This window comes from Sanguibacter sp. A247 (assembly GCF_052324925.1).
GTDB lineage: Bacteria > Actinomycetota > Actinomycetes > Actinomycetales > Cellulomonadaceae > Flavimobilis.
Genome location: NZ_JBQPRE010000004.1, coordinates 1 through 17826, shown reverse-complemented (window position 1 = coordinate 17826; position 17826 = coordinate 1). Strand labels below are relative to the sequence as shown.

Annotated in this window: 16 protein-coding genes and 1 rRNA gene; 3 read left to right on the top strand and 14 right to left on the bottom strand. The window is 69.1% G+C overall.

The features are described from left to right. Window positions 1-5: 5 nt before the first annotated feature. Both ACTVCO_RS10245 and ACTVCO_RS10240 read right to left on the bottom strand, forming a co-directional pair. Window positions 6-1124, bottom strand: coding sequence for a branched-chain amino acid aminotransferase (locus ACTVCO_RS10245; RefSeq protein ID WP_443728331.1), 1119 nt, complete (start codon window positions 1122-1124; stop codon window positions 6-8). A 97-nt stretch (window positions 1125-1221) separates the two neighbouring features. Beyond that, on the bottom strand, window positions 1222-2265 hold the full coding sequence (locus ACTVCO_RS10240) for a 3-isopropylmalate dehydrogenase (RefSeq protein ID WP_443728330.1): 1044 nt from the start codon (window positions 2263-2265) through the stop codon (window positions 1222-1224). A gap of 176 nt (window positions 2266-2441) precedes the next feature. Between ACTVCO_RS10240 and ACTVCO_RS10235 the strand changes: the two genes are divergently transcribed. After that, window positions 2442-3329 carry an META domain-containing protein gene (locus ACTVCO_RS10235; RefSeq protein ID WP_443728329.1) on the top strand — a complete coding sequence of 296 codons (888 nt, stop codon included), beginning with the start codon at window positions 2442-2444 and terminating at the stop codon, window positions 3327-3329. A 49-nt stretch (window positions 3330-3378) separates the two neighbouring features. Here the strand turns inward: ACTVCO_RS10235 and ACTVCO_RS10230 are convergent, their stop codons facing one another. The 11 genes from ACTVCO_RS10230 to gatC all read right to left on the bottom strand — a co-directional run bounded on the left by ACTVCO_RS10230 (window position 3379) and on the right by gatC (window position 15873). After that, entirely contained in the window at window positions 3379-3549 is a 171-nt protein-coding gene (locus ACTVCO_RS10230; protein WP_443728328.1) for a hypothetical protein, read from the bottom strand. 170 nt (window positions 3550-3719) lie between these two features. After that, the gene (gene ilvC / locus ACTVCO_RS10225) at window positions 3720-4745 is read right to left on the bottom strand and encodes a ketol-acid reductoisomerase (RefSeq protein ID WP_102507762.1); all 1026 of its coding nucleotides are present in this window, start codon (window positions 4743-4745) and stop codon (window positions 3720-3722) included. Between the two features lie 94 nt (window positions 4746-4839). Next, a complete protein-coding gene (gene ilvN, locus ACTVCO_RS10220) occupies window positions 4840-5364 on the bottom strand; it encodes an acetolactate synthase small subunit (RefSeq protein ID WP_443728327.1) in 525 nt (174 codons plus the stop codon). A gap of 14 nt (window positions 5365-5378) precedes the next feature. After that, window positions 5379-7244 (bottom strand): acetolactate synthase large subunit, encoded by a 1866-nt coding sequence (locus ACTVCO_RS10215; protein ID WP_443728326.1) that lies wholly within the window; start codon window positions 7242-7244, stop codon window positions 5379-5381. Window positions 7245-7613: 369 nt separating this feature from the next. Beyond that, window positions 7614-9314, bottom strand: a complete 1701-nt coding sequence (gene ilvD, locus ACTVCO_RS10210; RefSeq protein ID WP_443728325.1) for a dihydroxy-acid dehydratase — start codon at window positions 9312-9314, stop codon at window positions 7614-7616. Window positions 9315-9438: 124 nt separating this feature from the next. Beyond that, window positions 9439-11301: a dihydroxy-acid dehydratase gene (gene ilvD / locus ACTVCO_RS10205; RefSeq protein WP_443728324.1), complete on the bottom strand. Its 1863-nt coding sequence runs from the start codon at window positions 11299-11301 to the stop codon at window positions 9439-9441. A 122-nt stretch (window positions 11302-11423) separates the two neighbouring features. Beyond that, a complete protein-coding gene (locus tag ACTVCO_RS10200) occupies window positions 11424-11732 on the bottom strand; it encodes a 4a-hydroxytetrahydrobiopterin dehydratase (protein WP_443728323.1) in 309 nt (102 codons plus the stop codon). A gap of 248 nt (window positions 11733-11980) precedes the next feature. Continuing rightward, complete coding sequence (locus ACTVCO_RS10195) at window positions 11981-12559, bottom strand: GNAT family N-acetyltransferase (RefSeq protein WP_443728322.1); 579 nt, start codon at window positions 12557-12559, stop codon at window positions 11981-11983. A gap of 1 nt (window position 12560) precedes the next feature. Next, entirely contained in the window at window positions 12561-14066 is a 1506-nt protein-coding gene (gatB, locus tag ACTVCO_RS10190; RefSeq protein WP_443728321.1) for an Asp-tRNA(Asn)/Glu-tRNA(Gln) amidotransferase subunit GatB, read from the bottom strand. Beyond that, a complete protein-coding gene (gene gatA / locus ACTVCO_RS10185; protein WP_443728320.1) occupies window positions 14063-15574 on the bottom strand; it encodes an Asp-tRNA(Asn)/Glu-tRNA(Gln) amidotransferase subunit GatA in 1512 nt (503 codons plus the stop codon). The genes gatB and gatA overlap by 4 nt, the downstream gene beginning before the upstream one ends. A gap of 2 nt (window positions 15575-15576) precedes the next feature. Further along, window positions 15577-15873: an Asp-tRNA(Asn)/Glu-tRNA(Gln) amidotransferase subunit GatC gene (gatC, locus tag ACTVCO_RS10180; RefSeq protein WP_443728319.1), complete on the bottom strand. Its 297-nt coding sequence runs from the start codon at window positions 15871-15873 to the stop codon at window positions 15577-15579. Window positions 15874-16083: 210 nt separating this feature from the next. Between gatC and ACTVCO_RS10175 the strand changes: the two genes are divergently transcribed. Together ACTVCO_RS10175 and ACTVCO_RS10170 are read left to right on the top strand one after the other, a co-directional pair. After that, window positions 16084-16707 (top strand): DUF6318 family protein, encoded by a 624-nt coding sequence (locus ACTVCO_RS10175; RefSeq protein WP_443728318.1) that lies wholly within the window; start codon window positions 16084-16086, stop codon window positions 16705-16707. A 206-nt stretch (window positions 16708-16913) separates the two neighbouring features. Further along, window positions 16914-17642 carry a PKD domain-containing protein gene (locus ACTVCO_RS10170; protein ID WP_443728317.1) on the top strand — a complete coding sequence of 243 codons (729 nt, stop codon included), beginning with the start codon at window positions 16914-16916 and terminating at the stop codon, window positions 17640-17642. Between the two features lie 109 nt (window positions 17643-17751). On the opposite strand, the gene rrf is transcribed toward ACTVCO_RS10170, so the two are convergent. Continuing rightward, window positions 17752-17826, bottom strand: a 5S ribosomal RNA gene (gene rrf / locus ACTVCO_RS10165); the annotation flags it as partial.

The following is a 17826-nucleotide window of genomic DNA, read 5'->3' as shown; positions in this document are numbered from 1 at the left end:
GAACGTCAGACGAGGCGGTGCATCCAGCCGTGGCGGTCGGGCCGGCGACCGTTCTGGATGTCCGTGAGCTCTTCTCGGAGCGACATCGTCAGCTCCCCCGCTCCGCCGTCGGCGACCGTGAGGTCGAATTCAGCGCCTGCGAGGCGGCCGATCGGGGTGAGGACGGCAGCGGTTCCGCACGCGAAGATCTCGGCGATCGACCCGTCACGCAGGCCCGAGAGCACCTCATCGAGCGTGATCGTTCGCTCGCGCACCTCGATGCCACGGTCGCTCACGAGCTGGAGGATCGAACGTCGCGTCACGCCCTCGAGGATCGACCCGGTCAGGGTCGGCGTTGACACCGCGCCGTCGGCTCCGACGATGAAGATGTTCATCCCGCCGAGCTCTTCGAGCGTCGTGTTCGTCGCGGCGTCGAGAAACGCGACCTGGTCGCATCCCTGCGCGTACGCCTCCTGCTGCGGCAAGAGGCTGGCGGCATAGTTGCCGCCGCACTTGGCTGCACCGGTGCCGCCCGCTCCGACGCGGTGGTAGTCCTGCGAGACCCAGATCGACACGGGGCTCACGCCCTGCGCGAAGTAGGGGCCGACGGGCGAGGCGATGACGAGGTACTCGGCCTCGAGGGTCGACCGGACGCCGATGAACTTCTCCGACGCGTACATGAAGGGCCGCAGGTAGAGGCTCGCTTCCTCACCCGTCGGGACCCACGCCCGATCGACACGCACGAGCGCCTCGATCGAGGCGATGAAGTCCTCGACCGACAACTCAGGCAGCGCGAGACGTCGCGCGGATGCCGCGAACCGTTCGGCGTTGGCCTCGGGACGGAAGGTCCACACGGACCCGTCGGCGTGCTGGTACGCCTTGAGGCCTTCGAAGATCTCTTGCGCGTAGTGGAGGACGGCCGTGGCGGGGTCGAGCTGCAACGGGCCGTACTTCTCGACGCGGCGTTCCGCCCAGCCGCCCTCGGCCGTCCAGCGCGCGCGGGCCATGTGGTCCGAGAAGACGGTGCCGAAGCGCGGCGCGGCGAGCGCGGCGGCGCGCTCGGCCTCGGGAGTCGGCGTGTCCGTGAGGCTCACGCTGTAGGCCGCGGCGCTGTCGGAGATCGAGGTTGTCATGCTGTCGCTCATGGGGTTGGCCTTTCACCGGGCGGACGCGCGGAGTACACGTCCGCCGACTACGGAGATTACCGGGTGAGGACGGCCGAGGGCACGGGACCCGTGAGGGTCACTCGGCCACGCGCTGGGCGAGGTCGGTGCCGATCTCGGCCGTCGACCGTACTCGCGCGCCCCGCTCGACGAGGTCGGCGGCCACCGCGGCCGTGACCTTCGCGGACTCGGTGGCGTAGCCAAGGTGGTCGAGGAGCATCGCCACGGACAGGACAGTCGCGGTGGGGTCAGCCTTGCCCTGCCCTGCGATGTCGGGCGCCGAGCCGTGAACAGGCTCGAACATCGACGGCGCGGTGCGGTCAGGGTTGATGTTGGCTGAGGCCGCAAGTCCGATGCCACCGGTGATCGCGGCGGCCTGGTCCGTGAGGATGTCACCGAAGAGGTTGTCAGTGACGATGACGTCGAACCGCGAGGGGTTCGTCGTGAGGAAGATCGTCGCCGCGTCGACGTGGAGGTAGTCGGTCGTCACGTCGGGGAACTCAGCGTTGACGGCCTCGACCGTGCGACGCCACAAGTGGCCCGCGTGGACGAGGACGTTGTGCTTGTGGACGAGCGTGAGGTGCTTGCGGGGGCGCGCCGCGGCGCGAGCGAACGCGTCGCGCACGACGCGCTCGACGCCGAAGGCGGTGTTGACGGAGACCTCGTTGGCGACCTCGTGCGGCGTGCCGGTGCGGATCGAGCCGCCGTTGCCGACGTACGGGCCCTCGGTTCCCTCGCGGACGACGACGAAGTCGATCTCGCCGGGCTCGGCGAGCGGCGAGCGCACGCCCGGGAAGAGCTTGGCGGGACGCAGGTTGACGTAGTGGTCGAGCGCGAAGCGGAGCTTGAGGAGGAGACCGCGCTCGAGGACACCCGACGGCACCGTCGGGTCGCCGATCGCACCGAGGAGGATCGCGTCGTGCTGACGGATCGCGTCGAGGTCGATGTCGGTGAGGGTCTCGCCGGTCGCGTGCCAGCGCTTCGCACCGAGGTTGAAGGCCGTCTGCGAGACGGTTGCGTCGGTGCCCTTGAGGGCCGCCTCGAGGACCGCGAGGCCCTGCTCGACGACCTCGATGCCGATGCCGTCGCCCGCGACGACCGCCAGGTTGATGTTGCTCGTCATGCAGGGGATCGTAGGGTGCGCCGTCCGCACTCCGACGGACCGTCTCACCACATGGTGAGACGGCGAAGACCGTTCCTCGAGATTTCGGGTCCTCCTCGAGATGCATGTGGGCTCGTGCAAGCGCCGGGCCTGCGGGGACACAGGGATATCGACACCACCACTCGAGAGGAACCCCCGTGAGCACCACCACCTCCCGCACGAGGCATCGCGCGCGCATCACCGCCGTAGCGCTCCTCCCCGCAGCCCTCCTGCTCGCCGCGTGCGCGGACCCAAGCGTCCCGTCCGCACAGGTGACGACGATCGTCGATCACGCTCCGACGCCCCTCGTGGACCCGCGCGAGGCCGTCGGCACCTGGACCGTCGGCGGCACGGCCGGCGACGCGGACAAGGGCGCAGTCCTCCAGGTCGGCCAGGGCATGAGCCTGTGGCGCGACTGCGGGCTCGTCGACGTCACCTACCTCATCGGGACGGACGGTGCGCTCCTCACCGACGCCTGGTCCGGCTCGGGTGCGTGCCAGCTCCCGGGGGTCCCGGCGTGGCTCGGCGACGCGACGAGCATCGCGACCGCGGGCGGGGACCTCGTTCTCCTCGCCGCAGACGGCACCCCGACGGCGACACTCACGGCCGGGGGCACGCCGAAGGTTCCCGCGGACGTCTCCGCCGAGCTCGCGGAGGACCCTGTGCTCGACGACGTGCTCCGCGAAGCGCTCGACCCCGCCTCCCCCGCGCTCCCCGAGGGTGTCACGGCCGCGACGACGGCTGAGTTCGTCGGGCATTGGCTCCCCGCGAAGCCGGTCGGCGCCCCGGAGGCGTCCTACCTGGCTCTCGCGGCCGACGGGACGTGGCGCGGCTCCGACGGCTGCAACGGCGCCCAGGGTCTGTGGCTCGCGGACAAGGGCTCGTGGCGCGCTACAGCGGGCCCGCAGACCCTCATGTTCTGCGAGGGCGTCCAGATGCCGTTCTTCGCGGCGACCGCCCGTGCGGCAGGCCTCGACGCCGACGGCTCGCTCGTGCTCGTCGACGGCGAGGGCACCGAGCTCGTCCGCCTCGTCAAGAAGGCCTGACGCCGCTGCTGGAGACCGACGAGTCGGACGACAGCCGCCCGCTCGACTCTCAGTCCTCGCTCGGCATCATCTCGTCGAGCCCCTCACACGGCCCTGGGCCGGTTGTCCCGAAAGCAACATCGGTCGGCCCGAGCCACGTCCCGGTGCCACGCTTGCCTGCGATCTTGGACTCGTGGGCCGACGTCTCGTTCGTCAGCCATCGCGTACCGTAGGCGCGCACCTCCCCCGGCTTCCGCCCGAAGCAGTGCGAGCTCGGAGATAGCTGCGTGAAGGGCGAACCGTCACCGCTGACATCCGCACATGCCGCCCGCACGTGGCCAGACGTCTCACCTACGCGAACGGCCTGCCCGCACCAACTGGTGCGGGCAGGCCGTTCGTCGTCGTGCAGGGTCAGCGCGCGGCCGAGCCCTCCGTGTAGTCAGCGTCCTGCTGCTTCCACGCGAAGAGCGAGCGCAGCTCGCGGCCCACGGTCTCGATGGGGTGCTGGGCACCCTTCTCGCGCAGGGCGTGGAACTCGGGTGCGCCCGCGTCCTGGTCGCCGATGAAGCGCTCCGCGAAGGCACCCGACTGGATGTCCGCGAGAACGGCCTTCATGTTCTCCTTGACCTCAGGCGTGATGACGCGCGGGCCCGAGACGTAGTCGCCGTACTCGGCCGTGTCGGAGACCGACCAGCGCTGCTTGGCGATGCCGCCCTCCCACATGAGGTCGACGATGAGCTTGAGCTCGTGGAGAACCTCGAAGTAGGCGATCTGCGGCTGGTAGCCGGCCTCGGTGAGGACCTCGAAGCCGTACTGGACGAGCTGCGACGTGCCGCCGCAGAGCACGGCCTGCTCGCCGAAGAGGTCCGTCTCGGTTTCCTCGGTGAACGTCGTCTTGATGACGCCGGCGCGCGTGCCGCCGATCGCCTTCGCGTACGAGAGCGCCGTGGCCCACGCCGTACCCGTCGCGTCCTTCTCGACCGCGATGATGTCCGGGATGCCACGGCCCGCGACGAACTCGCGGCGCACCGTGTGGCCCGGCGCCTTGGGGGCGACGAGGATGACGTCGACGCCCTCGGGGACCGCGATGTAGCCGAAGCGCACGTTGAAGCCGTGCGCGAACGCGAGGGTCTTGCCCTCGGTGAGGTGCGGCGCGATCGAGTCCGCGTAGATCGAGCGCTGGTGCTGGTCCGGCGCGAGGATCATGATGAGGTCCGCCCAGGCCGCGGCCTCGGCGACCGTCTTGACCTCGAAGCCCTCGTCGGTCGCCTTGGCGATCGACTTCGAGCCCTCCTTGAGCGCGATGACGACCTCGACGCCCGAGTCACGCAGGTTCTGCGCGTGGGCGTGACCCTGCGAGCCGTAACCGACGATCGCCACCTTCTTGCCCTGGATGATCGACAGGTCGGCGTCGTCGTCGTAGAAAAGCTCTGCCACGGTGGTTCTCCTCGTTCTGTGTGCGATGTGAAGCGTGGGTCGGCGACCGACCGTCCGGGGCAAGTCAACCCCACGACGACCGTCCGCCGCAGGATCAGGCGCTGCGTGAGACGCGATCGAGCGCGCGGTCGGTGATCGAGCGGGAGCCCCGACCGATGCCGATCGCGCCCGACTTGACGATCTCTCGGACGCCGTAGGGTTCGAGCGCCGCGAGCAGTGCCCGCAGCTTGCCCGGGTTGCCGGTCGCCTCGATCGTCACAGCGTCCGTGGCCACGTCGACGACGTGAGCGCGGAAGAGCTCGACGACCTCGAGCACGGCCGAGCGAGTTCCGGCTTCGGCGCGCACCTTGACGAGCATGAGCTCGCGCTCGACCGATGTGTCGCCATCGAGCTCGACGATCTTGATGACGTTGATGAGCTTGTTGAGCTGCTTGGTCACCTGCTCGAGCGGAAGCTCGTCGACGTCGACGACGATCGTCATGCGCGAGATCCCGTCGTGCTCGGTGGGTCCGACCGCGAGGGAGTGGATGTTGAACGAGCGGCGTGCGAAGAGCGCTGCGACGCGCGTGAGCGCACCGGGCTTGTTCTCGAGCAGCACGGCGAGGGTGTGACGTGTCATGGTGCCGATTCCTCTCAGTCCTCGCGGTCCCACGCTGGGGAGATTCCCTGCGCGTACTGGATGTCGTCGTTGCTCACACCCGCGGTGACCATGGGCCAGACCATCGCGTCACGAGAGACGTTGAAGTCGATGACCACGGGTTGGTCGTTGATCTCGCGAGCCCTCTTGATCGCTGCCTCGACCTCGTTCGCGTGCTCGACGCGGATGCCCACGCAGCCGTAGGCGTCGGCGAGTTTGACGAAGTCGGGGACGCGGCGCGTGCCGTGACCGGTGTGGAGGTCGGTGTTGGAGTAACGCTCGTCGTAGAAGAGCGTCTGCCACTGGCGCACCATGCCGAGCGAGGAGTTGTTGATGAGCGCGACCTTGATCGGGATGTCGTTGATCGTGCAGGTCGCGAGCTCTTGGTTCGTCATCTGGAAGCAGCCGTCGCCGTCGATCGCCCAGACCTCGCGGTCGGGGTCGCCCACCTTGGCGCCCATGGCCGCGGGGATCGAGTAGCCCATCGTTCCGAGGCCACCGGAGTTCAGCCAGGCGTTCGGGCGCTCGTAACGGATGAACTGTGACGCCCACATCTGGTGCTGCCCGACGCCTGCGACGTACACGGCCTCGGGGCCGGCCATCTGACCGAGGGTCTGGATCACCTGCTGCGGGGCGAGAAGGCCATCACCGGTCTCGGTGTAACCGAGGGGGTAAGTCTCGCGCCAGTCGTCGATCGTCGCCCACCAGCCGGCGAGGTCCGGCAGGCCGTTCTTCGCGTGCTCGTCCGCGAGCGCGGGGACGAGCTCAGAGATCGTCTCGCGCAGGTCGCCGACGATCGGCACGTCGACGGCGCGGTTCTTGCCGATCTCAGCCGGGTCGATGTCGGCGTGAATGATCGCGGCGCCCGGGGCGAAGGAGGAGAGCTTGCCCGTGACTCGGTCGTCGAACCGCGCCCCGAGCGAGACGACGAGGTCGGCGCGCTGGAGCGCGGCGACGGCGGGGACCGTGCCGTGCATGCCGGGCATGCCGAGGTTCTGCGGGTGGGAGTCGGGGACCGCACCGCGTGCCATGAGGGTCGTGACGACGGGTGCGCCGGAGAGGTCGACGAGCTTGCGGAGCACGTCCGCGGCCCCCGAGCGGATGGCTCCCCCACCCACGTAGAGCACGGGCCGCCGCGCGGTCGCGAGCAGCTTGGCCGCCTCACGGATCTGCTTCGCGTGGGGCTTGGTCACGGGGTGGTAGCCCGGGAGGCTGAGGCCGCTCGGCCACTCGAACTCGGTCCGCGCCTGCAGCGCGGACTTGGCGATGTCGACGAGGACGGGGCCGGGGCGGCCCGTCCGGGCGATGTGGAAGGCCTCGGCGACGACGCGCGGGATGTCTGCGGGGTCGGTCACGAGGAAGTTGTGCTTGGAGATCGGCATCGTGATGCCGACGATGTCGGCCTCCTGGAACGCGTCAGTCCCGATGAACGAGGCGCCGACCTGGCCGGTGATCGCGACGAGCGGGATCGAGTCCATGTTCGCGTCGGCGATCGGGGTGACGAGGTTCGTCGCGCCGGGACCGGACGTCGCCATGCAGACCCCGACCTTGCCCGACGTCTGCGCGTACCCCTGGGCGGCGTGACCCGCGCCCTGCTCGTGGCGCACGAGGATGTGCCGGAGCTGCGTGGAGTCCATGAGGGGGTCGTAGGCCGGGAGGATCGCTCCTCCCGGGATCCCGAAGACGGTGTCGACGCCTGCGGACTCGAGCGAGCGGACGAGCGACTGCGCACCCGTCATCTCTTCGCGGTGCGGCGTGGACGTACGGACTCGCTCAGCTGCGGCTGCGGCCGCGTGGGCGGGGTTGGGCGCCGGCCTGGACGCGGTGGGCGCCTGGTCGGCTGCGGGGTGACCCTGGGCCATGGTCTTCTCCCTGGCTGCGATGCTAGGACTGCTCGGACTGCTGTCGGCGCCTTTGCCGGATGCGGCTGCGGCGACCGGTCTCACGGTGGTGAGAGTCGATCCTCTGTGGCGCCGTTGAGGGTTCAGCGGCAAGAAAAAACCCCTCGAGCCCGGGTGGGGGCCATGCGAGGGGAGAGCGCGCGAGAACGACCGGGATGTGGCCGGTCAGGCCGCGCGCCCGGGAAGTACTACGAGGATCGTCTGCACGAGCGCCACCCTACGCCCGTGACCGCCGCGTGTCACATACGGGGAGCCTTGGTCTCACTCACCGGGACCGAGTGGTCCGCGTCACGTTGTGCGCGACGGCGGACCACCCAGCCCGGGTGGCCCTTAACTGAGGACCGCGCCCTGCGACGCGGAGCCGACGAGCTTCTGGTAGCGGCCGAGAACGCCCTTGGTGAAGCGGGGCGGGAGCGGCTCCCACCCGGCTCGGCGCTGGTCGAGCTCGGCGGGATCGACGAGCAGGTCGAGGGTCCCCTCAGCGACATCCAGCCTGATGCGATCACCGTCGCGCACGAAGGCGATCGGTCCCGCATCCACGGCCTCGGGGGCGACGTGCCCGACGCAGAGCCCCGTCGTGCCGCCCGAGAATCGTCCGTCGGTGAGGAGCAGGACGTCCTTGCCGAGGCCCGCACCCTTGATCGCTCCGGTGATCGCGAGCATCTCGCGCATCCCGGGGCCCCCCTTGGGCCCCTCGTAGCGGATGACGACGACGTCACCGGCTGCGATCGTGCCGTCTTCGAGCGCGTCCATCGCGGCCCGCTCACGCTCGAAGACACGGGCGGTGCCCACAAAGACGTCGGAGTCGAACCCCGCAGACTTGACGACCGCGCCGTCGGGCGCGAGCGATCCGCGAAGGATCGTGATGCCGCCCGTGCGGTGGATCGGTTGGTCGAGAGCTCGCAGGATCTTGCCGTCAGGGTCGGGCGGGGCGATCTCGGCGAGGTTCTCCGCGACGGTGCGGCCCGTCACTGTGAGGCAGTCACCGTGGAGCAGTCCCGCGTCGAGTAGCGCCTTCATGACGACGGGCACTCCCCCGACACGGTCGACGTCGGCCATGACGTACCGACCGAAGGGCTTGAGGTCCCCGAGGTGCGGCACTCGGGCCGCGACCCGACGGAAGTCGTCGAGCGTGAGGTCGACCTCTGCCTCGGACGCGATGGCGAGCAGGTGGAGGACCGCGTTCGTCGAACCCCCAAAGGCCATGACGACCGAGATCGCGTTCTCGAACGCCTCCTTCGTCATGATGTCGCGCGCCGTGATACCGCGGCGCAGGAGCCCGACGACGGCCTCCCCCGACCTGTGCGCGAACTGGTCGCGTCGCCGGTCGACCGACGGCGGCGCCGCGGAGCCAGGGAGCGACATGCCCATCGCCTCGGCGACCGAGGCCATCGTGTTGGCGGTGTACATCCCGCCGCACGCGCCCTCGCCCGGGCAGATCGCACGCTCGATGCGATCGACGTCCTCGGTGCTCATGAGCCCGCGGGCGCATGCACCGACTGCTTCGAACGCGTCGATGAGCGTGACGTCCTTCTCGGTTCCGTCAGAGAGCTTGACCCAGCCCGGCATGATCGAGCCCGCGTAGAGGAAGACCGCTGCGAGGTCGAGGCGGGCCGCCGCCATGAGCATCCCGGGGAGCGACTTGTCGCAGCCCGCGAGCAGGACCGACCCGTCGAGCCGCTCGGCCATCATGACGGTCTCGACGGAGTCGGCGATGACGTCGCGCGAGACGAGCGAGTAGTGCATGCCCTCGTGGCCCATCGAGATGCCGTCAGAGACAGAGATCGTGCCGAACTCGAGCGGGTAGCCCCCTGCCGCGTGGACGCCGTTCTTCACGGCGCCGCCGAGCCGCTGGAGCGAGAGGTTGCACGGCGTGATCTCGTTCCACGAGCTTGCGACGCCGATCTGGGGCTTGCTCCAGTCGCCGTCGTCCATGCCGACTGCGCGGAGCATGCCGCGCGAGGCGGTCGCTTCGAGGCCGTCGGTCACCGTGCGGGAACGGGGCTTGATGTCGATCTCAGGCGCATCCATGCCCCGAGTATCCACCAGGGGACGTGACCGCGGCCACAGCGGACGGGGGACGACGACGGGCCCCCTCCTGCCGTCGCGGCACGAGCGGGCCCGTCGGGGTGTCGCGCGGTGGGCGACCCGGGTGTCAGCGACGCGTGATGAGCGAGATGTCGCGCACGGCGCCACGGTCGGCGGACGTCGCCATCGCGGCGTACGCGCGCAGCGCGGGTGAGACGTAACGGTCACGGTCGACGGGCTGCCACGGCTTCTCCCGCGCCTCCATCGCGGCACGACGCTCCGCAAGGACGTCGTCGGGGACGTCGAGGTGGATCGTGCGGGTGTCGACGTCGATCTCGATGCGGTCACCGTCCTCGACGAGACCGATGAGGCCGCCTGCGGCCGCCTCAGGCGAGACGTGCCCGATCGAGATGCCCGAGGAGCCTCCTGAGAAGCGCCCGTCGGTGATGAGCGCGCACACCTTGCCGAGGCCGCGGCCCTTGATGAACGACGTCGGGTAAAGCATCTCCTGCATGCCGGGGCCCCCGGAGGGGCCCTCGTAGCGCACGACGACGACGTGACCCGGCTGCACCTGCTTCGTGAGGATCTTCTCGACCGCTTCTTCCTGCGACTCACAGACGAGAGCAGTCCCGACGAAGTGGAAGACGTCGGGGTCGACACCTGCTGTCTTGAAGACAGCGCCGTCCTCGGCGAGGTTGCCGCGGAGGACGGCGAGGCCACCCTCAACCGTGTAGGCGTGCTCGAGGTCGCGGATGCAGCCGTTCGCGGCATCCGTGTCGAGGGACTCCCACACGTTGGACGTCGAGAACGCCTGGGTTGTGCGGACGCCGCCGGGCGCCGCGAGGAAGAGCTCCTTGGCCGTGTCGGTCGCCTTGCCGCTGCGGATGTCCCAGTCGTCGAGCCAGGAGCGCAGCGTCGGCGTATGGACGCTCGTCACGTCGTGGTCGAGCAGGCCCGCGCGGTCGAGCTCGCCGAGGAGGGCGGGGATGCCGCCCGCACGGTGGACGTCTTCCATGTGGAAGGTGGGGTGGTTGGGCGCGACCTTCGACAGGCACGGGACGCGACGCGAGATGGTCTCGATGTCGGCGAGCGTGAAGTCGACCTCGGCCTCCTGGGCTGCCGCGAGGATGTGGAGGACCGTGTTGGTCGACCCGCCCATCGCGACGTCGAGCGTCATCGCGTTCGTGAAGGCCGCCTTGGTGACGATGCCGCGCGGGGAGGCCGAGTCGTCTTCGTCCTGGTAGTAGCGGCGTGCGAGCTCGACGATCGTGCGGCCGGCCTCGAGGAAGAGTTCCTTGCGCGCGGTGTGCGTCGCGAGCGTCGAGCCGTTGCCGGGGAGCGAGAGGCCGAGCGCTTCGGTGAGGCAGTTCATCGAGTTCGCGGTGAACATGCCTGAGCACGAGCCGCACGTCGGGCAGGCCGACTCCTCGACCTGGGCGAGCGCTTCGTCCGAGACGGCGTCGTCGGCGGAGTAGTTGATCGCGTTGACGAGGTTGAGCGGGGTGCGCGCGACGCCGTCGGCGATGACGGCCTTGCCGGCCTCCATGGGGCCGCCCGACACGAAGATCACGGGGATGTCGAGCCGCAGGGCCGCGTTGAGCATCCCCGGGGTGATCTTGTCGCAGTTCGAGATGCAGACGATCGCGTCGGCACAGTGCGCGTTGACCATGTACTCGACCGAGTCGGCGATGAGGTCGCGGCTCGGGAGGGAGTAGAGCATGCCGCCGTGGCCCATCGCGATGCCGTCGTCGACGGCGATCGTGTTGAACTCCTTGGAGACACCACCGGCTTCGCGGATCGCTGAGGCGACGAGGTCGCCCATGTCCTTGAGGTGAACGTGGCCCGGCACGAACTGGGTGTAGGAGTTCGCGATCGCAATGATCGGCTTGCCAAAGTCCTCCGACGTCATGCCGGTCGCACGCCACAGGGCGCGGGCCCCGGACATGTTGCGGCCGTGGGTGGAGGTGCGGGAGCGCAGCGGGCGGCTCATCGGTCATGCTCCTTCGACGCAGTCGTGCGGCGAGGGGCGCCGCCGGACCACACTACGTCGCGTCTGAGCAGGGCTGGAGGGCGCGTCCGGAGCGTGGTCCTGCGCGGAGGTCGCTCCGGGCGCTAGTTCCGCTCTGCGACGTCGATGCCGTGGTCGCGAGCGAGTTCGGCGATCTCGACGGCGAGGTCGACGTCGGCGCTCGTGAGCGCGCCGACGTCGTGGGTCGTGAGCGTGAGCTCGACCCACGGGTAGGTGAGGGTGACGTCGGGGTGGTGGTCGGCGGCCTCGGCCGCGCTTGCGATGCGTTCGATGAGGCGGACGCCCGCGACAAAGGTTCCGGTGGCATAGCGCACCACGAGGGCGCCCTCCTCGACCTGCCATCCGGTTCCGGCAACCGCGGCTTCGGCACGTGCTTCTTCGACGGGTTCCATGTCTCCCAGCCAAGCACTGTGCACGAGCGCGCACCACTGGTCGACCACCCGAGCACCCACGACGCAGGGCGCCGTCACCCGCGAGGGGCCGCGCGCGGGTGCGTGTCCGGAGCGCGCCGCGTTCTCCCCGCGACGCGTCCGCCCACGCTGGCCGGGGCGCGCCTCGCTCGGGACAGCGCGACGGCGCCGCACCTGGTGGTGCGGCGCCGTTGCGTTCGCTGTACTGGCGGTCCTGTGCGTGTGGTGACTCAGACGCGGTCGGGTTCGGGGTCCCACTCGTGCTCGAGGATGCTCATGATGATCGCGTCCGCCCAGCGATCACCGTCGCGGTAGACCTCGCGGAGCCGACCCTCGACCGTGAAGCCGATCGATTCGTAGAGCATGCGTGCGCGCGGGTTGAAGTCGAGCACGTCGAGGGACACTCGGTGCAGGCCGAGCCCGTCGGGCGCGAATGCGTGGGCGAGGACGAGCCCGATCGTCTCTCGGCCGTACCCGCGCCCCCGGTAGTTGGGCAGGAGGTTGAGCCGGAGGTTTGCCGAGCGAGCGTCGTCGTCGATGTCGTTGAGGACGATCTCGCCGAGCATGTCGTCGCTCACCAGTTCTCCGTCGCGACGCACGGCGCTCGTGATCGCCCAGTCGTAGCGGCCGGGACGGTCTTGGACGTCGTGCACCCAGGCGTCGATCTGCTCGCGCGTGAACGATGCTGTGGTCCCCGTGAGCCGGATCCCTTCAGGGTCCTGCACGAGCTCCCAGGCGCGCTCGGCGTCTGCGTCCCGGAAGGGACGCAGACGGACGAGCTCGCCTGAGAGCTCTGGTCCGCGGACCATGTCAGCCGATCCTCTCCATGACGAGCTCGCGCACGCGACTGGCGTCCGCCTGTCCGCGCGTCGCCTTCATCACGCCGCCGATGATGGCGCCGATCGGGCCCATGTTGCCGCCCTTGATCTTCTCGACGATGTCGGGCTGAGCTGCGAGCACCTCGTCGATCGCGGCAAGGAGCGGGCCGTCGTCGGAGACGACTTCGAGACCCTTGGCCGTGACGATCTCTTCTGCGGTGCCTTCACCAGCGAGCATCGCGTCGAGGACCTGGCGGGCGATCTTGTCGTTGATGCGGCCGGAGTCGACGAGCGTCTGGAGACCGACGATGCCTGCGGGCGTGATGGGCAGCGCCTCGAGCTCGATCTCGTCGGTCTTGGCCCGTCGGGCGAGCTCTCCCATCCACCACTTGCGGGCGGCGGCTGCGCTCGTGCCGGCGGCGACGGTGGCTTCGATGAGGTCGAGCGCTCCGGCGTTGACGACGTCGCGCATCTCGGCGTCCGCGTAGCCCCACTCCCCCTGGAGCCGACGACGGCGTGCCGTCGGCATCTCGGGGAGGGCGGCCCGGATCTCTTCGACCCAGTCGCGCGAGGGCGCGACGGGCACGAGGTCCGGCTCGGGGAAGTAGCGGTAGTCCTCGGCGTCGGACTTCACGCGACCCGACGTCGTGATGGAGGTGTCCTCGTGCCAGTGGCGCGTCTCCTGAATGACGATGTCGCCCGCGTCGAGAACCGCCGCCTGCCGGGACACCTCGTAGCGAACGGCTCGCTCGATCGACCGGAACGAGTTGACGTTCTTCGTCTCGGTCCGCGTTCCGAGAGGGCTCTCGGGTGTCGGGCGCAGCGAGAGGTTGACGTCGGCGCGGACGTTGCCGCGCTCCATGCGCGCTTCGGACACGTCGAGCGCACGGAAGATGTCGCGCAGTGCCTGGACGTAGGCGCGGGCGATCTCGGGCGCGCGTTCGCCTGCACCCTCGATCGGGCGTGTGACGATCTCGACGAGCGGGATGCCCGCACGGTTGTAGTCGACGAGCGAGTGGTCGGCGCCGTGGATGCGGCCGGTGGAACCGCCGACGTGGGTGTTCTTGCCCGCGTCTTCTTCCATATGGGCGCGCTCGATCTCGACGCGGAAGACCGTGCCGTCCTCGAGCTCGATGTCGAGGTAGCCGTCGAACGCGATCGGCTCGTCGTACTGCGACGTCTGGAAGTTTTTGGGGACGTCGGGGTAGAAGTAGTTCTTCCGCGCGAAGCGGCAGGACTCGGCGATCGAGCAGTTGAGCGCGAGCCCGATGCGGATCGCGTACTCGACGGCCGTCGCGTTGACGACGGGCAGTGCGCCCGGAAGCCCGAGCGAAACCGGGGTGGTCTGCGAGTTCGGCTCGCCGCCGAACTCGACCTCGGCTGCGCAGAACATCTTGGTGCGGGTGCCGAGCTCGACGTGGACCTCGATGCCGATCACCGGGTCGTAGCGGCGAACTGCTTCGTCGTAGTCGACGAGGTCGACGAAGGTGGCGCTCATCGGGCGATCTCCAGTTCCGGGGCCTGCGCGAGCAAGGGCGCTCCCCACACGTTCTCAAGGGCGGCCTCCAGTGCGGCGCCGACGCGATAGAGGCGGTCGTCGGCCTTCGCGGGGGCGAGAATCTGGAAGCCCACGGGAAGGCCGTCGTCCGACAGTCCGTTCGGCACCGAGATGCCGGGCACGCCGGCAAGGTTGGCCGGGATCGTCGCGATGTCGTTGAGGTACATCGCGAGCGGGTCGTCGAGCTTCTCGCCGAGCTTGAATGCTGTTGTCGGCGCGGTGGGCGAGACGAGCACGTCCACCTTCGTGAAGGCGGCGTCGAAGTCACGCTGGATGAGCGTGCGGACCTTCTGCGCGCTGCCGTAGTAGGCGTCGTAGTAGCCGGCAGACAGTGCGTACGTCCCGAGGATGATGCGTCGCTTGACCTCGTCGCCGAAGCCCGCGCCACGCGTTGCGCCCATGACACGCTCTGCGGTCACGGGCCCCTCGGACGGCTCAACGCGCAGGCCGAAGCGCATGCCGTCGAACTTGGCGAGGTTCGAGGACGCCTCGGACGGCATGATGAGGTAGTACGCGCCGAGTGCGTAGCGGAAGTTGGGGCATGAGACCTCGACGATCGTCGCGCCTGCCTTCTCGAGAAGCTCGAGGGACTCGGCAAAACGTGCTGAGACGCCGGTCTGGTAGCCATCGCCCGAGAGCTCGGTGACGACGCCGACGCGGACGCCAGTGAGGTCGCCCAGCGCGCCCTGGCGGGCGGCGTCGACGAGCGCAGGCAGCGGCTCGTCGATCGACGTCGAGTCGCGCGCGTCGTGCCCGCCGATGAGTTCGTGGAGAAGCGCGGAGTCGAGCACCGTGCGTGTCACGGGGCCAGCCTGGTCGAGCGAGGATGCCATGGCGATGAGGCCATAGCGGGAGACCGAACCGTACGTCGGCTTGACGCCGACCGTTCCGGTCACGGCGCCGGGCTGGCGGATCGATCCGCCGGTGTCGGTGCCGATCGCGAGCGGCGCTTCGAAGGCGGCGACCGCGGCGGCAGAGCCGCCGCCCGAACCACCGGGGATGCGCTCGAGGTCCCACGGGTTGTGGGTGTTGCCGTACGCGGAGTGCTCCGTCGAGGAGCCCATCGCAAACTCGTCCATGTTGGTCTTGCCGAGGATCGGCAGGCCTGCAGCCTTGATGCGTTCGATGAGGGTCGCGTCGTACGGAGGGACCCACCCTTCGAGAATCTTCGAGCCGGCCGTCGTCGGGAGGCCCTCGGTGACGACGACGTCCTTGATCGCAATCGGCACGCCCGCGAGGGGGTGCAGCGTCTGGCCGGAGGCGCGGCGCGCGTCGACGTCCGCGGCGACGGCGAGGGCCGCGTCGTCCGAGACGTGGAGGAATGCGTGCACGGCACCGTCAACGGCGTCGATACGGTCGAGGTGGGCCTGGGTGACCTCGACGGAGGACACCTCCCCGGCCGTGAGCTTGGTCGAGAGCTCTGCAGCGCTCAGTCGTGTGAGGTCCATGGTCACTCCTCCCCGAGGATCTGCGGGACGAGAAATCGGCCGTCCTCTTGGGCCGGGGCGCCCGAGAGCGCCTGCTCCTGTGTGAGCGGCGCGACGGGGGTGTCCGCGCGCATGACGTTGGTCAGCGGAAGCGGGTGGCTCGTCGCGGGGACGTCGGCAGTTGCGACCTCGCTCACCTGCGCGATCGCGTCGACGATAACGTCGAGGTCGGCGGCGAACCGGTCCACTTGGTCGGGAGTGAGGTCGATGCGCGCCAGGGCGGCAACGCGCGACACCTCGTCACGTGAGATGGAGGACATGGGTCCAGTCTAGGTGCTGCGACAGACATCCCACGGTCGCAGGCCGCTCCTCTCAGGAGTGCCCTTCTCATAGGACGAGCGAGCGATCGGGGGCGCCGGCTCGGGACGAGCCTCTGCGTCCGCGGCGGAGCGACACTCCACCCGGTCCCGTTGTCCACAGTTCGACATCTGCACGGGCGCCCACGACATATGCGCCCTATCTTCAACAGCATGCCTACTCTCGACACAAGCCCCACCGGCTCGTTGGCATCAGCACGCTCCACCATGGCCCTTCGAGCGGTGTTGGCATGCACCCTGCCGATCGGGCTCGCCGCGTGCACACCTGGCGGGCCGGCGACCACGCAGGCCACCGCGCGCTCCGCGAGCCCCCCGGCAACCGCAACGACGCCTGCCGTCACCGCAACGCCCACGCCGACGCCGACGCCGCCGGCTGATCCCGGTCTCGCGCCGCTGCCCGCGGACGAGCTCGAGGCCACCTTCGTCACCGTCGAGAACTTCTTCAAGGCATACGAATATGGGCTCAGGACGGGCGATGATGGCCCGTACAAGAACCTCTACACCGATGAGTGTGGGCGATGCGAAGCGCTCGTTGCGAATATCGGGATCGTGGCGGAGTCGGGCAAACCCGCGAAGGGCGGCTCCTTTACCTACACCACGGCGCGATTCGTCCAGAGCACTGAGGCCCAGCGGGTGGTGTGGGAGTTTGATCTCCACGAAGAGCCCACGCAATTCACCTTGAAGGATGGAACCACCACGGAGACGAACGAGTTCAGAGCGAAGTCACTGCTCGAGGTCTCGACCGAAGGCGCATTGAAGATCTCTGGGATCGACTGATGGACGCTCGCGCGCACACCAACGACCCGTCACGGCGACAGCGGCGCCGTCGCGCCAATCATCACAAGAGTGCCCGTTCGATCATGACGTTCGCTGTAGCATCAGCGTTCTCCCTCATCGCCACCGGTGGAGCCGCCACGTCCTCCTCCGCCGATGATTCGCCAGCAGTCGACTACGACCCTCGCAGTTCTGACAAGGTGCGGGCCTTGAGGACGGAGTCGGAGGGCCCTGCAACTCTGCCGGGCGAAGTGCCCCCTGAGCGCGTCTCCTCGGTCTTCCCGTGGCAGATCGAGGATTGTCAGATCGTCACAATACCCATTGCAGAAACGCATCTGCGCGCCTGGTGCGCCGCCCCCGCGCAGTTCGTCTGCCCAGCGGGCACAACCCCCGCCAATCCGCAGAAGTACCGCACTCGTCCGGCAGACTCCCGCACCAGCTGGTCAGGCTGGCAGCTCCTCAACGGACCCTGTCTCACCTCCTCCGACCCCGAAGCCGACGACCTCTCCGACGCCGTCGCCCGCGAGCTCAAGACCCTGAAGATCCCCGCCAAGCGGGCTCAGATTGCACCGGTCACCGACTGGTTCCCCGTCCAGTTCCCCATGACCTACTACACCGACGCTGAGCCTGAGAGGCTCACGACCACGGTCCTGGAAACCGACGTCGAGCTCGAACTCACCCCCACCACCTTCACGTGGAACCCAGGCGACGGAACGGACCCGTTCACGTCCGCCAAGCCGGGCGCCCCCTTCCCCGACGACACTGTCACGCACGTCTACACGAGGGTCGGCGAATACCGGATCACGCTCACCACCAGTAGGGAGGGTCGGTTCCGCGTCGCGGGCTCGGACACGTGCCGTCCCATCACAGGGACCGGTTCAACGACCCACACCACGGCCTCGTTCGAGACCCGCGAGATCCGCTCGGTCCTCAGCTAGCGCGTCGAGCGCCGACCTTCCGCTCCCTGTGCCCAGAGTGCGGCGCCCCTCAGCCATCCGGGTACGACGAAGGCCCACCCCGGTACGGGGTGGGCCTTCGCGAATGAATGTCCGGCAGCGTCCTACTCTCCCACCCCGTCACCAGGGCAGTACCATCGGCGCTGTGAGGCTTAGCTTCCGGGTT

What these genes read in the sequence shown, in the direction of transcription:
- ACTVCO_RS10245 (WP_443728331.1), bottom strand. Translation starts at nt 1,124, where the DNA reads ATGAGCGACAGCATGACAACCTCGATCTCCGACAGCGCCGCGGCCTAC.
- ACTVCO_RS10240 (WP_443728330.1), bottom strand. Translation starts at nt 2,265, where the DNA reads ATGACGAGCAACATCAACCTGGCGGTCGTCGCGGGCGACGGCATCGGC.
- ilvN (WP_443728327.1), bottom strand. Translation starts at nt 5,364, where the DNA reads ATGACACGTCACACCCTCGCCGTGCTGCTCGAGAACAAGCCCGGTGCG.
- ACTVCO_RS10215 (WP_443728326.1), bottom strand. Translation starts at nt 7,244, where the DNA reads ATGGCCCAGGGTCACCCCGCAGCCGACCAGGCGCCCACCGCGTCCAGG.
- ilvD (WP_443728325.1), bottom strand. Translation starts at nt 9,314, where the DNA reads ATGGATGCGCCTGAGATCGACATCAAGCCCCGTTCCCGCACGGTGACC.
- ilvD (WP_443728324.1), bottom strand. Translation starts at nt 11,301, where the DNA reads ATGAGCCGCCCGCTGCGCTCCCGCACCTCCACCCACGGCCGCAACATG.
- ACTVCO_RS10200 (WP_443728323.1), bottom strand. Translation starts at nt 11,732, where the DNA reads ATGGAACCCGTCGAAGAAGCACGTGCCGAAGCCGCGGTTGCCGGAACC.
- ACTVCO_RS10195 (WP_443728322.1), bottom strand. Translation starts at nt 12,559, where the DNA reads ATGGTCCGCGGACCAGAGCTCTCAGGCGAGCTCGTCCGTCTGCGTCCC.
- gatB (WP_443728321.1), bottom strand. Translation starts at nt 14,066, where the DNA reads ATGAGCGCCACCTTCGTCGACCTCGTCGACTACGACGAAGCAGTTCGC.
- gatA (WP_443728320.1), bottom strand. Translation starts at nt 15,574, where the DNA reads ATGGACCTCACACGACTGAGCGCTGCAGAGCTCTCGACCAAGCTCACG.
- gatC (WP_443728319.1), bottom strand. Translation starts at nt 15,873, where the DNA reads ATGTCCTCCATCTCACGTGACGAGGTGTCGCGCGTTGCCGCCCTGGCG.
- ACTVCO_RS10175 (WP_443728318.1), top strand. Translation starts at nt 16,084, where the DNA reads ATGCCTACTCTCGACACAAGCCCCACCGGCTCGTTGGCATCAGCACGC.